Raw genomic sequence first — 12,807 nt, 5'->3', positions numbered from 1 at the left:
TCGCCGAACATCGCGCCATCGTCGACGCCATCGCCCGCCGGCAGCCGGACGCCGCCGCGGCCGCCAGCCGCGCGCACATCGCCCGAACCGAAGCAGCGGTCGTGTGAGTCGGCCGCCCACTCCTGCCGAACGCGACGCGGCACCAGCCGAATACGACCACTTCCGCGGACCCGTGCGTGCTGGCGAGCGCGGTGCTCGTCTGTAGCCCGCTCAGCCAGCGCTCGGGTATCGGTTGGTTGGGGGCCTTCAGGCACGCCGACTATCGCGAACTCACCTGAAACCCGCTCAGTCCGAGCGGGTTCAGAAGGGGTGTCGAGGACCTCCGGCACCACCAAGCCGCCAACAAGCTGTGAGCCTCATGACTTGGCAGGAAGGACGACGAGCGCCTCGAGCGGGAGCCACACGCGGGCCGGCTGGACGCCGTCAGGGTGGTCATGGGTGAACGTGCTGATCGGGTCCAGCTGCACGACAGCGCCAGGCACGCCGGCGAGGAGGCGCAACTGGACGACGCGGCCGGGGGTCTTGATCTGGACGTGGTCGCCAATCCGGGGAGGGAAGTACTCAGGATCTGCCATGCTCCAAGTCTCACCCTCGACGCACGCGGAAACTGCCTTTTCTCGATACATCCGGCACCACCCACGACGCCGACAGACTGTCCGCGAAGTGCGGCGAGTGCCCGATGACTGCCTTGATCGTGTCCTTGGTCATGTCGCTGTCGGCGCTGGGCCCGGCGGGCTGGTGGAGCGTGCTGTGATTCATCGGCCGGCCGTCTCGAGCAGGCGTTGCCGGGCGAGGCTTCCAACAACTCGGGCAGCGCCAAGGGTGTAGCTCGTCGAGGTCGTGGCCTGCCTGGAGGACGACGCGCACGACGGTGAGGGGCCCGGCTAGCTCGAGGAACTCGCGGTTGAGACGGCTGATCACGGCCGGGTCGGTCCGCGTGGGGTCGGGTGCTCTAGAAGCGAGTTCGCGCAGCATGCGGGGTGGTCGGGCAGTCGTCGGCCGTGGTCGTCGTGGACGACCGGCTGGTCGGGTTCTTCGATCTCGAAGTAGCTGGAGGTGGTGTCGAAGAAAAAGAGGTCGACCTGGCTGTCGAGCAGGGTGGCGACCTGCCAGAACACCTCTTTCTCCAGCTCGGGCGCGATCTCGATCAACCAGTCCATCGCCCGATAGCAGGCGTCGTCACTGACCTCGGGGAGGCCGTCGATGTGCGGGCGGCGGTTCACCCAACCGGCGGCGGCCATCTTCGAGGACGGATCCAACGCCCGGTTCGCCACCAGGGCGAACAGCACCCGCCCGGCCGGCAGCCGCGCCATCGCCGCGTCGATCCCCAGCCGGCCCCACAGGTGATCAAGCACCACGGGGCGCCGAGCGGACTGCCCGGCTTCGCACCGGCAGGTCCCGGCCCGGAGTCAGCAGATGTCGACACACGCGGCACACACAGGCAGTCGGGCTCGTCGAGACGGCCGGACCGAAGTCAGCCACAAAGGCGACGTGCAACTGCTCGATCTGACGCGTTGGCGTCATCTCTGGTGATTCGGGACATTGCTCCGTGAGGTCCACGACGCGAGCGATTTTGGTGCCGGCGGGCTGATGCCGGGCTGACCGGCGTCGCCGCACAGTGACCGGGTGCCTTCTGCTTGCCCTGGTGCTGGAGCGGATCGAGGCGTACCTCGACCGAACGTCCATCCCGCGCGGAGATCCACCCGGTGACCTATGCGATCACGGAGCCAAGTGTGGACGTCACAGGGCGGGCATCGAGGAATGCCCGGTCGACTGCATCTACACGGGCCGGAGGACGTTGTACATCCATCCGGACGAGTGTGTGGACTGGGTGCTTGCGAGCCAGTGTGTCCGGTCGAGGCGATCTTCTACAAGGACGACGTTCCGAGCGAGTGGAGCACCTACAGGCGAACGCCGACTTCTTCGACGAGGTCGGCTCACCGGGGTGGCGCATCAAAGGTAGGCCGAATCGACCACGATGTCGGCCCGGCCGCGACCTTGCCGCCTCGGCACGACGGCGTGAGCTGACCGACTCAATCATGATCTCGACTGGGGATGGAGAAAATGACAGTCACCATGAATCAAAAGGCATTCGACCATGCTCGCGAGCTCATCGCGTCGGGTCAGTACGTCATCGACGACCGCGACTCATGGAGTGAGCACCAGCCCTCTGCGCGGCAGGAGAACGCTTTCATCGAGCAGCACGGAATGGGTGAATACGCGAAGTGGCACCTCGGGGTTGACGATCAACAAGATCCGGATCGTAAGGAGCATTACAAGTTTCCTTACGGTGACTTCGAGAAGGTTCACCGCTGCGGTCTGCTGGCCGCGGAGTCGCGGGCCGGACAACGGAAATACTATGACATTGAGCTCGCCGTGGCGCATCTGCACGGAATGCTCGAGGCAATGCGACTGAGGGTGTAGGTATCCGCAGTAGGCGCGGGGGTGAACACGTCCGACCCCCGCGTGGCGGACGAGATCCGGTCAGCCCGAGAAGAGGTGGCGACGACGACGAGCCTGACGGTTGTGCAGGAGACCGAGCGCAAATACGAGGCGGCGGATGCGCTCGAGCTGCCGAATCCGCTCGAATCGCTGGGACTCAATGGTGACGTCGAGGAACAGGTGCTCACGGCGGTCTATTACGACACTGCCGACCTGCGGCTGCTCCGTGCGGGGATCACGCTGCGGCGGCGGGAGGGTGGGCCTGATCCGGGTTGGCACATGAAGCTGCCCGCCGGCCGGGACAGCCGTGACGAGCTGCGACTGCCTCTGGGCGATGGCCGCCGACCGCCGGCAAAGCTGGTCAAGCTGGCTCGGGCACACACCCGAGGCTCGGCGTTGGAGCCGGTGGCCGAGTTGACCACGCACCGACGCCGATGGCGGCTGACAGAGGCTGATGGGCACGAACTCGCTGAATTGGTCGATGATCACGTCGTCGCATGCACGCTGGGTGCGCAGACCCGGACGGACTCCTGGCGCGAGATCGAGGTCGAACTCGCCCCACAGGGTGATCTCGAGATACTGGATCGCATCGAGAGTTGGCTGCTCGAACTCGGCGCACGACGCTCGACGTGGAACTCGAAACTCGGTCGGCTGCTCGTCGATCGGCTCCCGCCGCATCGGGTCACCACGGACCGGGAACGACCAGGGTCGGCAGGACGTGTCGTGCTCGACTACCTGAGGACACAAGCAGAGGCCCTCCGCCGCTACGACCCACTGGTGCGCCAAGACACACCCGACGCGGTCCACCAGATGCGGGTCGCAGCTCGACGTATTCGGAGCACGCTGCAGGCCTTCGGCCGGGTACTCGCGCGCGACCGCACCCGGTCGCTCACCAACGAGCTCAAATGGATCGGCGCTGAGTTGTCGGGCGCACGTGACGCGGAGGTGCTGAGTCAGCGGTTCACCTCGATGCTGAATCAGCTACCCGACGATGTGAAGCTGGGACCGGTCTCCGCCGACATCGATAAGGCGTTCGCGCGCCGACGTGCCGATGCCCGGGAGCGACTGCTCGCTGCCTTGGGCAGCGACCGCTATCGGGGCCGTGCAGGACGCGATCGACATGCTGCTCGCCGATCCACCGCTGACCAGGCGTGCCCGGCGCCCGGCGAAACAAGAACTGCCCAGGAGCATCCTGCGGGCATACCGGAGGGTGAGCTGCACCATGGATGAGGCGATCTCCCTTCCGTCCGGGGACAGCCGCGACGTGGCATTGCACGAGGCGCGCAAGGCCGCCAAGCGGCTGCGCTATGCGATCGAGGCCGTCGAGCCGGCTGTGGGCAAACCCGCCACGCGGCTACGCCAACAGCTGGCGGCGGTGCAGGACCTGCTCGGCGAGCACCACGACACGGTGATTGCCCGACCGGTGCTGCGCGAACTTGCCATAAACGCACACCTCGACGGCGGTAACGGCTTCACCTATGGCATTCTCTATGCCACCGAAACCGTCCGCGCCAGAGAAATCGAGCACGCCCTGCCCCGGGCCTGGAACAGGCTGCGCACACCCAAGAACACGGCATGGCTTACCTCCTGAGACCAGGATCGCGGCGATCTACCGGCGCGCCACCGAGCCCGACCCCGTCACCCGGGCCCGGCGCTACACCCTCGCCTACCCGTGACCGCGGCCCGGCCCACACGATCCCGCGATCTCGCCGCGCCGGTCACGGCGCCAGACCTGGAGCGGGCCAGGCACGAACGTTCACCGTCTCGTCGCAGCGCATGCCCCCACTCCCCGCCGCGGCTGCCGTATCAACGAACACGTGAACACATCACTGAACCCGGCCGAAGCGGCGCGGTACGCGGCCGTGGCGGAACTGTTCGAGGCCTTGAACGGGCTCATGGTCGTCTACGAGTCCTTGCCCGAACCGGAACGCTCCCAACGATGGGCGGATGACGCCGAACGCATCACTGGGCAGGTCGGGCTCCACCTCAGCGCCGCCCGAGCACGGATCTCCCCCACCTTCGCCACACCCCCACTCGCGCTGTCCTGCTCCGGAGGTCAAGCTCACTCCGGGTACGAATGATCCGGGGCCAGGACGTGAAGCATCGGACCGACCACACCCTCGCCTTCGCCGACGCCCTCGGCGCCCACCGCGTCGCGGTCACCCGCGCCCGGCCCGGCGTCCTCACCGTCGTGATCGAGCGCCGGATGCCGGTCGAACGCGACATCGTCGCCGCACCGATCCCCGTCACGTCGGAGGAGGTCGACCTCGGCGCGCTGGACGTCGGGGACAACGAGCGCGGCGTACCGTTCCTGCTCCGCGTCCGCGGCAAGCACGTCCTGGTCGTCGGTGCCTCGGGAGCGGGCAACGGTCCCTCGTTCGGAACCCCATGCGTGCCATGGGCCCGATGATCCGCGACGGCCTCGTCCGCCTCTGGGTCGTCGGCCTCAAGGCGGCACCGAGACCGAACGCGGCGAACCATTGCACCAGGAACCGGCCTTCACGGGAATGTGGATCCCGTGGTGCGATAACGAATCTCAGTTCAATTGGTGCGCGCCAAGGATCCGTCCCTCCAACCTTCTTCCCGGTGGCAGATTGACGCGAAGAAGTGCCCGCGACGATGACCATGCTGACTGCGTGAGCAGCGCGATGGCGGCGAAGCAGCATGTGGTTCGGTACACGCGTCGCCCGCCAGACCGTCGGCGCCCAGCGCGGCAGGTCATTCGGCGCGAGAGCTGTGTTCGATAGCTTTCCCGACCATCGGGATTCGGTTCCGCCCGACGAGGAGCCGGCGGCAGGCGAGCGCATGATGACGAGATGAAGCTCGGTGCCTACACCGCTGTCCTGCACGACAAGCCGATCGCCGAGGCCCTCACAATGCTGCGCGACCTGGGCCTGACCAGCGCGGAGATCAACTCAGGGGGGTTCCTCCCCGCACCGCACCTTCCGATCGCCGACATCCGGGTGAGCCAGGACGCCCGCGACACGTATCTCGGGATGTTCACCGATGCCGGGATCACGCTCACCGCCCTCAACTGCAACGGCAACCCGCTGCACCCGGACCCCGAGGTGCGCAACAAGCACGGCCAGGACGTCCTCGACGCGATCGAGCTCGGAGCGCTGCTCGGTGTCAAGCGCGTGGTCACGATGTCCGGGCTGCCCGGTACCGATGCGGGTGCGAAGCTGCCGGCCTGGTCGGTACTGCCGTGGGACTCCTCCTACCTCGACGCCCGTGACTACCAGTGGAACGAGGTCGCCGTCCCGTACTGGCGCGACGTACAGGCCCGCGCGGTCGACGCCGACGTCAGGGTGTGCATCGAGATGCATCCGCACAACGTCGTCTACAACCCGGCGACGATGCTGCGGCTGGCAGAGCAGATCGACGCCACACATGTCGGCGCGGAGATGGACCCGAGCCACCTGATGTGGCAGGGCATCGACCCCGTCCGCGCGATCGAGGCATTGGGCGGGCTCGTCTACCACGCCGCCGCCAAGGACGTCCGGATCAACGACGCCGTGCAGGTCAACGGCGTGCTGGACGACCGGCACGGTCGCGTGGCCGCCGACGACCCGAATGCGATCTCGCTGGGCGGCCGCTACACGCTCAGCACCTGGCCGGAGAGCTCCTCGTGGGACTTCGTCGCGGTCGGGCGCGGCCACGACGTCGCCTACTGGAGCAGGTTCCTGGCCGCGCTGCAGAAGGTCGACCCGGACATGGCCGTCAACATCGAGCACGAGGACGCCGAGCTGGGTCAGCTGGAGGGCCTGGAGTCCGCGGCGGAGACGTTGCTCGAGGCGTCCCGCAGCGCGTGACCCTCCAACGTTCCCTCGGCGACCCGGACGCCGGCCAGCAGCTGTACGCCATCGTCGAGTCGTGCCGCACGCCGCAGACGCTGTGGGACAAGCTCGCCACCGTCAACTACGACTGGATCGGGGTCCGGCGCACCAGCGGCCGCTTCGTGCTCGGCCGGCCCCGCCTGTCAGCCGTGCGGGAGCACGGCGAGGCAGAGGACTCTGCGGACGACCCGGCACCCCACCATGTCGAGATCCGGGGGCCGCTGGACCGCCATCCGCACCATGAGCCCTACCCGAGCGTCGGGGAGGCGCGCGAGGCCTACGAGCGCGTGATCGCGGGCGATCCGATCACGCCGCTGCGCAGCACGGGAGTCTGGCGGGTGCGGTTGATCCTGGACGGGCAGACGGTCGAGGAGCGGCTCGTCGTCCGGACCCTGCCGCGCGTGGTGTGACAGCCTCCTCAGGGCAGCAGCGGTACGACCTCGCGGCAGAACCGGACGGGGTCGACTCCGTCCTCCTTCAACGAGATCCGCTCCAGCCCGTAGACCTCGCGCCGCTCCAGCAGGGCCTCCGCCATCTGCGCGGGGCTTCCCAGCAGCAGGTACGGGTTGCGGTCCAGGGGCCGGTCGGAGATCCCGGCCCAGGTGGCGCAGAGATCGGCTTCCGCGGCCCGGACGTCAGCGGGCGAGCCGAAGACGGTGAACCAGATCTGGGTCGACACGCCCACCGCGTCATACGGCCGGCCCGCCTCCTGCGCCGACTTCCGCACCAGCTCGATGCGCGACGCCAGGTCCTCGACGGTGGTCAGGGCGCGGCGGTGCACGTCGGCGGCCGCGGCCTCCGCCATCGTCGCGCCGGCGACGCGGCCGTGGCGTGGGTCCCCATGCAGGTCCAGCACGTCGGCGTACCGGCCGGCCATGGCCAGCACCCGGTCCGAACCGCCACCGACGAGCAGTCGCGGCGGCACGTCCGGCCGCGGCACGAGCGGCAGGTCCCTGGCCACCACTGTGCAGCCCTCCAGGGTCACCGTGCCTTCGTCATAGAGGGTCCGGGCCAGCGCCAGCACCTCCTCCAACCGCTGCATCCGGTCCCGGAACAGGGGCAGCTCCGTGCCCAGCGCGGCGAACTCCTCGGTGCTCCAGCCCGCGCCGAGCCCGGCGGTCACCCGCTCGCCGCCGACGAGCACGGCGAGCTGGCTGAACTGCCGGAGCAGCAGGGCCGGGTGGATCCACGCCGCGTTCATGACGACCGTCTGCACCTCCAGTCGCTCGGCCATGCCGGCGACGGCGGCCAGCGTCGTCACGGGGTCGCAGCTGGAGGTGACGCCGTCGCCGCGCGGCCGCCCGGCGGTCGTGACGAACAGGTGGTCGGACACGCTGACGCCGTCCGCCCCGGCGTCCTCCAGCTGCCGGACCCGGTCGCGCAGCTGCCGGCGTCCGGCGGTGGCCGCGAAGTCGGTGAGCTCGACGAACACCTTCACGTCAACGCGATCATCTCGGTGCGGTCACCTGGGCGGCGGCATGATGGGGGCCGGCCGCCCGGAGGCGGTGCGGCCCTCGGCGAGCTCGTCGCGGGCCGTCTCGAAGGTGATGATCCGGTGGGCGCGGTTGTGCCCGAACCAGATCCCGCGGGCCCACGTGTAGAGCGTGCCGAGCCGGTTGCCCCAGCCCACCAGGTAGAGCACGTGGATGAACGCCCACATGGCGTAGGCGATCAGCCCGGTGACCTTGACGCCGAACGCGTCGGCGACCGCGGACCGATAGCCGATCGTGGCCATCGTGCCCTTGTCGAAGTACGCGAAGGGCTCCGCGGTCTTCCCCGCGATCCGGTCGCGGATGACCTTCCCGACGTACTTGCCCTCCTGCATCGCGGGCTGGGCGACGCCGGGCAGACCGTTCAGCGACACCATGTCGCCGACGGCGAAGACCTCGGGGTGTCCCGGCAGGCTGCAGTCGGGGTTGACCGGGATCCGCCCGGCGCGGTCGGTCTGTGCCCCGGTCTTGTCGGCGAGCATGCGCGCCAGCGGGGAGGCCTGCACGCCGGCGGCCCAGATGCGGGTGCGGGCCCGGATCGTCTCCGGCCCGTCCGGGCCCTTCACCGTGATCGACTCGTGGTCCATGTCGACGGCGAGCGTGTTCAGCCGAACCTCCACGCCCTCCTTCTCCAGCTTCCGCTGCGTGTACGCCTGCAGCTTCGGCGCGAACGGCGGCAGCACCGCGCTCGCGCCCTCCAGCAGGATGATCCGCGCCTCGTGGGTGTCGACGGTCCGGTAGTCGCGCGGCAGCACGACGTGCGCCAGCTCGGCGATCTGCCCGACGAGCTCGACCCCGGTGGGTCCGGCGCCGATCACCACGAACGTCAGCCACTCCGCGCGCTCCTGCGGATCGGTGGCGATCTCGGCCATCTCGAACTTCGACAGGATCCCGTCGCGCAGGTACCGGGCGTCCTCGATCGTCTTCATCCCGGGCGCGAACTCCGCGAAGTGGTCGTTGCCGAAGTACGAGTGCGACGCCCCGGCCGCGACGATCAGCGTGTCGTAGGGCAGCTCGACCGGTCGCCCGTCGGGCCCGTGGGCGCGCACCACCTTCGCGTCCAGATCCAGGTCGTACACGTCGGCCAGCAGCGCCCGCGCGTTGCGCTGCTTCTTGATCACGCTCCGCAGCGCGGGCGCGATCAGGCCGGGCGGCAGGATCCCGGTGGCCACCTGGTAGAGCAACGGTTGGAACAGGTGGTGGTTCGTCCGGTCGACGACGGTGACCTCGACGTCGGCGCCGTCAAGGGCACGCACGGCGTTGAGCCCGCCGAACCCGCCGCCGACCACCACCACGCGGTCAGTCACCGGAGGCCTCCTCCCGCATCGCCTTGAACTCGGCGATGGTGTCCTCGCCGGGCGGGTAGTTGCCCTGCAGGGGCTCACCGGCGTGGATCTTCGTGCTCACGTAGGCCTCCAGCTGCTCCTGCTCCAGCGAGGGGTCCGCGATCTCCGCGGCGATCGACCGAGGCACGACGATGACGCCGTCCCGGTCGCCGACGAGCACGTCACCGGGGTAGACGGCCACCCCGGCGCAGCCGATCGGCACCTGCAGGTCGGCGACCTGGTGCCACGCGGCGCGGGTGGTGATCGTCACGGCGGACGCGTAGGTGGGGAAGGGCAGCTGGGCCAGCACGTGCCCGTCGCGCAGGCCGCCGTCGGTGACGAACCCGGCTGCGCCGCGCTTCATGGCGCGCGTCATCAGCATGTCGCCGCCCGACGCCGCCCGGGCGTCGCCGCGGCTGTCGACGACGATGACGTGCCCGGGTGGGACGGACTCGATCGCCTCCCACTGCAGGGTGTTGCCGCTGCGGTAGGGGTCGGCGGTGTTGACGTCTTCACGGGCGGGGATGAACCGCATGGTGAAGGCCTCGGCGACGAACCCGTCCGCCACCTGGCTCAGCGGGCGGACACCGAGCAGCTGCGGCTGCCGGAAGCCCCGCTTGAACAGCTGTGTGGCGATCGTGGACGCGCTGGCCTGCCGGAGCTTGTCGAGCACTCCGTCGGGCAGCGGGTCGAGCTGGGGTGCGCTGGTCATGGCGACCTCTCTGTCGGTGTTCGATCAGCTGGTCAGACGACGGGCCTGCCGGGCAGCGCCCGGGCGCCGTGGCGCGCGTCCCACTCCTCCTGCACCTCGTGCAGGACCCGCATCGCCGGCAGCACCGACCACCCCGGCACCGCCGGCTCACGGCCCTCGCTGACGGCGGCCACGAAGTCCGGGGCGATGAGCTCGGCGTTCTCCTGCTCGGACGCGACGCGCTGCTCCCCCGCCCGTGTCGTCAGCGTCGACCGGCGCTCGTCGACGCGGTAGCTGTCGTGGTCGGTCACGGCCAGCGTCTCGTAGATGTACTCGCCCGAGTAGTAGGAGCCGGTGCAGACGATCGTCTGGTCGTCGCGGGTCTCGACCACCAGCACCAGCTCCATCGGGATGCCGGTGCGGGGCTCGATCGGCGGGTACGCGCTGTAGACGCTCCGGATGCGGTCCTCGACGGTCGCCATGTCGCCCCCGGCGACCATCCACAGCCCGAGGTCGACCAGGTGCGTGGTGTGGTGCCAGAGCAGGTTGTCGGTCCAGCTGCGCTGCAGACCGGTGGCCCCGATGTTCTGCAGCCGGTGGATGAAGAACCGGCCCTGGACGTGGCTGATCCGCTCCGCGCCGCTGTGGATGCGCTCGACGACCGCCGTCCGTTCGGGGCGGAAGCGCATCGGGTGCACGACGCCGAGGGTCAGCCCGCGCTCGCGTGCCGTGGCCACCACCCGCTCGGCCCCGTCCAGGTTCATCGCGATCGGGATCTCCACGAGCACATGCTTGCCGTGCTCCAGGGCCGCGATCGTCATGTCGGCGTGAGTCTCGCTGGGCCCGGCCACGATGACGATGTCGACGGCCGGGTCGTCGAGCGCGGTGCCGAGGTCGGTGGTCCACTTCTCGTAGCCGTACCGGCCGGCGAACTCCCGCGTCGACGGCGGTGTGATCCCCGCCGTGGGGACGGGGGCGGCCCCGTCGGCCGGCGGGCGACCCACGACCGTGTGGAGCCGGCAGTCCGCGCCCTTCAGCGCCTCGGAGTGCCAGACCCCCATCATCCCGTGACCGACCATGCAGACGTTCAGCATCGCTTCCTCCGTGGTTCCATCGGCCGGCCTCAGCCCCGGTAGCGGGCGATCGGAACGCCGGGTACGTCGACGCGGACGGCGAAGATCCCGCCCGAGAGCGGTTTGGCGGCCAGTACGTCCGGCGCCATGCCGTGCCGCAGCGAGGTGACGAAGATCGTGCGCAGGTCCGGGCCGCCGAAGCACGGGGCGGTCGGGTTGGAGCAGGGCAGCGGGATCGAGCGGTCGAGCCGGCCGTCGGGCGCCCAGCGGTTGAGCACCCCGGCGGAGATCCCGGCGCTCCAGTAGAAGCCGTCCATGTCGGCCGCGGCGCCGTCGGGGCGGCCCTGCTCGTCGGTGGGCCGGGCGAGGACGCGGCGGTGCGTGACCGTGCCGTGGACCGGGTCGTAGTCGTGGACCCAGACCACCGGCCCCTTGCTGTCGGAGTGGAACATCGTGGCGCCGTCGGCGGTCCAGGCCAGGCCGTTGGAGACGATCAGCCCGTCGAGCATCCGGTGCAGGGTGTGGTCGGGGTCGAGCCGGTAGAGCGCGGCGATCGGGCGGGACAGCTGCTCCTCGTCCATGGTCCCGGCGAAGAACCGGCCCTCGGGTGAGACCTTGCCGTCGTTGAACCGGGTGCCCGGCACGCGCTCGGGGCCGGCGACGAAGGTGAGCGCACCGGTGTCGAGGTCGAGCAGGTGGAAGCCGTCGACGAGCGCCACCACCGCGCCGCCGGTCTCGCGCAGCCCGAACGAGCCGATGCGCGAGGGCATCGACCAGGTGCGGGTCGCACCGGTCGCGGGGTCGAGCCGGTGCAGGGCGGGCGCGAGGATGTCGACCCAGTAGAGGGCCTGCTCGTCGACCGACCAGACCGGGCACTCCCCCAGCTGGGCGCGCGCGTCGAGCACGCAGGTGATGTCCCCGACCTGCACCGGCTCAGCCACCGAGCTCGGCTTTCACCCGTTCCAGCATCCGGCGGTGGATCGCGTCGGCGTCCTGTTCCCAGCCGAACACGCAGACCGTGACGATGCCGTCGAAGGTGTTGTCGCGCAACGCGCCGAAGAACTCGTCCCAGTCGAGGTCGCCGTGGCCGATCTCGTTGTGCTGGTGGACCCGGGCGTCCACACCGGGCGGGTTGAGGATGTAGCGGTTGCCCACGTTCGCGCGGTGGTTGAAACAGTCCGCGACGTGCACGTGCCGCACGCGCTCTCCCGCGTAGTCGATCATCCGACGGACATCGCCCGCCCCGTCGGAGAGGTGGAAGGCGTGCGGGGCGCAGAACACGTAGTTCACCCACGGCAGGTTCAGCCCGCGGACGATCTGCACGGCCTCGTCGTTGCGCTCGGCGAAGTCGTAGGGGTGGGCCTCCAGGTTGAGCCCGATCCCGTGCTCCTCGAACATCGGAGCCAGCTCCTCGAGCGACTTGTAGAACGCGTGCTCGGAACGCACCGGGTCGTTCGGGTCGCCCGACAGCTCGGAGTTGACGATCGGGCACCCCAGGTCGGACGCGATCTGCAACAGCCGCCGCCAGTTGCGCACCTGGGCCTGGCGCTCCTGCTCGTCGGGGCAGGACCAGTCGAACACCGGCACCAGCGTCGCGATCTCCACACCGGTCTCCGCGCACGCCTTGCGAACCTCGGCGACCGCGGCGTCGTCGGCCTTGGGGTAGCGGTGCCAGAAGAAGAAGTCCGCGCGCGGGGAGAGCTCCAGGTAGCGGTAGCCCAGCTCGGCGGCCTTGCGCACCTCGTCGGCCACCGACAGCTCCGCATGATACATCGCGGGGTCGAGCGCGATCTTCACCATGCGCTCAGGGCTCCTTGTAGAGATCGGGGCGCTCCCGCATCGAGACCACCGCCCGCGCGCCCGAGCGGTGCGCCGCCAACGCCGCGTCGGTCACGACGGTCGCGGCATAGCCATCCCACGAGCTCGGCCCCGTCGAGTGCCCCGCCGCGA

At 69.6% G+C, this 12,807-nt stretch carries 15 protein-coding genes and 1 pseudogene; 8 read left to right on the top strand and 8 right to left on the bottom strand.

Going from position 1 to position 12,807, the window contains the following annotated elements:
* Nucleotides 1-107, top strand: a 107-nt coding sequence (locus JWR81_RS34505; RefSeq protein ID WP_367278845.1) for an FCD domain-containing protein, incomplete at its 5' end; no start/stop codon positions are given.
* Nucleotides 108-356: 249 nt separating this feature from the next.
* Here the strand turns inward: JWR81_RS34505 and JWR81_RS24335 are convergent.
* Entirely contained in the window at nt 357-575 is a 219-nt protein-coding gene (locus JWR81_RS24335) for a hypothetical protein (protein WP_297657655.1), read from the bottom strand.
* A gap of 342 nt (nt 576-917) precedes the next feature.
* Complete coding sequence (locus tag JWR81_RS24330) at nt 918-1,313, bottom strand: hypothetical protein (RefSeq protein WP_297657652.1); 396 nt, start codon at nt 1,311-1,313, stop codon at nt 918-920.
* Nucleotides 1,314-1,706: 393 nt separating this feature from the next.
* Here JWR81_RS24330 and fdxA point away from each other — a divergent pair.
* The 7 genes and pseudogenes from fdxA (at nt 1,707) to JWR81_RS24295 (ending at nt 6,688) form a co-directional block, all read left to right on the top strand.
* Nucleotides 1,707-2,028 (top strand): annotated as a pseudogene (gene fdxA, locus JWR81_RS24325) (ferredoxin).
* A 36-nt stretch (nt 2,029-2,064) separates the two neighbouring features.
* Nucleotides 2,065-2,424, top strand: coding sequence for a hypothetical protein (locus tag JWR81_RS24320; protein WP_297657650.1), 360 nt, complete (start codon nt 2,065-2,067; stop codon nt 2,422-2,424).
* A 21-nt stretch (nt 2,425-2,445) separates the two neighbouring features.
* Entirely contained in the window at nt 2,446-3,672 is a 1,227-nt protein-coding gene (locus tag JWR81_RS24315) for a CHAD domain-containing protein (protein ID WP_297657647.1), read from the top strand.
* Complete coding sequence (locus JWR81_RS24310) at nt 3,563-4,033, top strand: CHAD domain-containing protein (RefSeq protein WP_297657644.1); 471 nt, start codon at nt 3,563-3,565, stop codon at nt 4,031-4,033. Before JWR81_RS24315 ends, JWR81_RS24310 begins: the two co-directional genes overlap by 110 nt.
* 504 nt (nt 4,034-4,537) lie before the next feature.
* Nucleotides 4,538-4,852, top strand: a complete 315-nt coding sequence (locus JWR81_RS24305; RefSeq protein WP_297657635.1) for a hypothetical protein — start codon at nt 4,538-4,540, stop codon at nt 4,850-4,852.
* 406 nt (nt 4,853-5,258) lie between these two features.
* Nucleotides 5,259-6,254, top strand: a complete 996-nt coding sequence (locus tag JWR81_RS24300; RefSeq protein WP_297657632.1) for a sugar phosphate isomerase/epimerase — start codon at nt 5,259-5,261, stop codon at nt 6,252-6,254.
* Nucleotides 6,251-6,688: a hypothetical protein gene (locus JWR81_RS24295; protein WP_297657629.1), complete on the top strand. Its 438-nt coding sequence runs from the start codon at nt 6,251-6,253 to the stop codon at nt 6,686-6,688. The genes JWR81_RS24300 and JWR81_RS24295 overlap by 4 nt, the downstream gene beginning before the upstream one ends.
* A gap of 8 nt (nt 6,689-6,696) precedes the next feature.
* On the opposite strand, the gene JWR81_RS24290 is transcribed toward JWR81_RS24295, so the two are convergent.
* From JWR81_RS24290 to JWR81_RS24265, 6 genes are read right to left on the bottom strand one after another with little or no spacing between them, the layout of a single operon-like run.
* Complete coding sequence (locus JWR81_RS24290; protein ID WP_297657626.1) at nt 6,697-7,716, bottom strand: LLM class flavin-dependent oxidoreductase; 1,020 nt, start codon at nt 7,714-7,716, stop codon at nt 6,697-6,699.
* A gap of 24 nt (nt 7,717-7,740) precedes the next feature.
* The gene (locus tag JWR81_RS24285) at nt 7,741-9,075 is read right to left on the bottom strand and encodes an NAD(P)/FAD-dependent oxidoreductase (RefSeq protein ID WP_297657623.1); all 1,335 of its coding nucleotides are present in this window, start codon (nt 9,073-9,075) and stop codon (nt 7,741-7,743) included.
* On the bottom strand, nt 9,068-9,805 hold the full coding sequence (locus tag JWR81_RS24280) for a hypothetical protein (RefSeq protein WP_297657613.1): 738 nt from the start codon (nt 9,803-9,805) through the stop codon (nt 9,068-9,070). The genes JWR81_RS24285 and JWR81_RS24280 overlap by 8 nt, the downstream gene beginning before the upstream one ends.
* Nucleotides 9,806-9,837: 32 nt before the next feature.
* The gene (locus JWR81_RS24275; protein ID WP_297657611.1) at nt 9,838-10,878 is read right to left on the bottom strand and encodes a Gfo/Idh/MocA family oxidoreductase; all 1,041 of its coding nucleotides are present in this window, start codon (nt 10,876-10,878) and stop codon (nt 9,838-9,840) included.
* Between the two features lie 29 nt (nt 10,879-10,907).
* Complete coding sequence (locus tag JWR81_RS24270; RefSeq protein ID WP_297657607.1) at nt 10,908-11,798, bottom strand: SMP-30/gluconolactonase/LRE family protein; 891 nt, start codon at nt 11,796-11,798, stop codon at nt 10,908-10,910.
* On the bottom strand, nt 11,791-12,657 hold the full coding sequence (locus JWR81_RS24265; protein WP_297657604.1) for a sugar phosphate isomerase/epimerase: 867 nt from the start codon (nt 12,655-12,657) through the stop codon (nt 11,791-11,793). Before JWR81_RS24265 ends, JWR81_RS24270 begins: the two co-directional genes overlap by 8 nt.
* Between the last annotated feature and the right edge of the window lie 150 nt (nt 12,658-12,807).

The organism is Pseudonocardia sp., from assembly GCF_025965585.1.
In the GTDB taxonomy this organism is placed as follows: domain Bacteria; phylum Actinomycetota; class Actinomycetes; order Mycobacteriales; family Pseudonocardiaceae; genus Pseudonocardia.
This window is presented reverse-complemented; position numbering and strand designations above follow the sequence as displayed.

Excerpts from the sequence above, each read along its gene's own strand:
- JWR81_RS24275 (WP_297657611.1), bottom strand. The coding sequence starts at position 10,878 with ATGCTGAACGTCTGCATGGTCGGTCACGGGATGATGGGGGTCTGGCAC.
- JWR81_RS24280 (WP_297657613.1), bottom strand. The coding sequence starts at position 9,805 with ATGACCAGCGCACCCCAGCTCGACCCGCTGCCCGACGGAGTGCTCGAC.
- JWR81_RS24320 (WP_297657650.1), top strand. The coding sequence starts at position 2,065 with ATGACAGTCACCATGAATCAAAAGGCATTCGACCATGCTCGCGAGCTC.
- JWR81_RS24330 (WP_297657652.1), bottom strand. The coding sequence starts at position 1,313 with ATGGCGCGGCTGCCGGCCGGGCGGGTGCTGTTCGCCCTGGTGGCGAAC.
- JWR81_RS24265 (WP_297657604.1), bottom strand. The coding sequence starts at position 12,657 with ATGGTGAAGATCGCGCTCGACCCCGCGATGTATCATGCGGAGCTGTCG.
- JWR81_RS24335 (WP_297657655.1), bottom strand. The coding sequence starts at position 575 with ATGGCAGATCCTGAGTACTTCCCTCCCCGGATTGGCGACCACGTCCAG.
- JWR81_RS24310 (WP_297657644.1), top strand. The coding sequence starts at position 3,563 with ATGCTGCTCGCCGATCCACCGCTGACCAGGCGTGCCCGGCGCCCGGCG.
- JWR81_RS24300 (WP_297657632.1), top strand. The coding sequence starts at position 5,259 with ATGAAGCTCGGTGCCTACACCGCTGTCCTGCACGACAAGCCGATCGCC.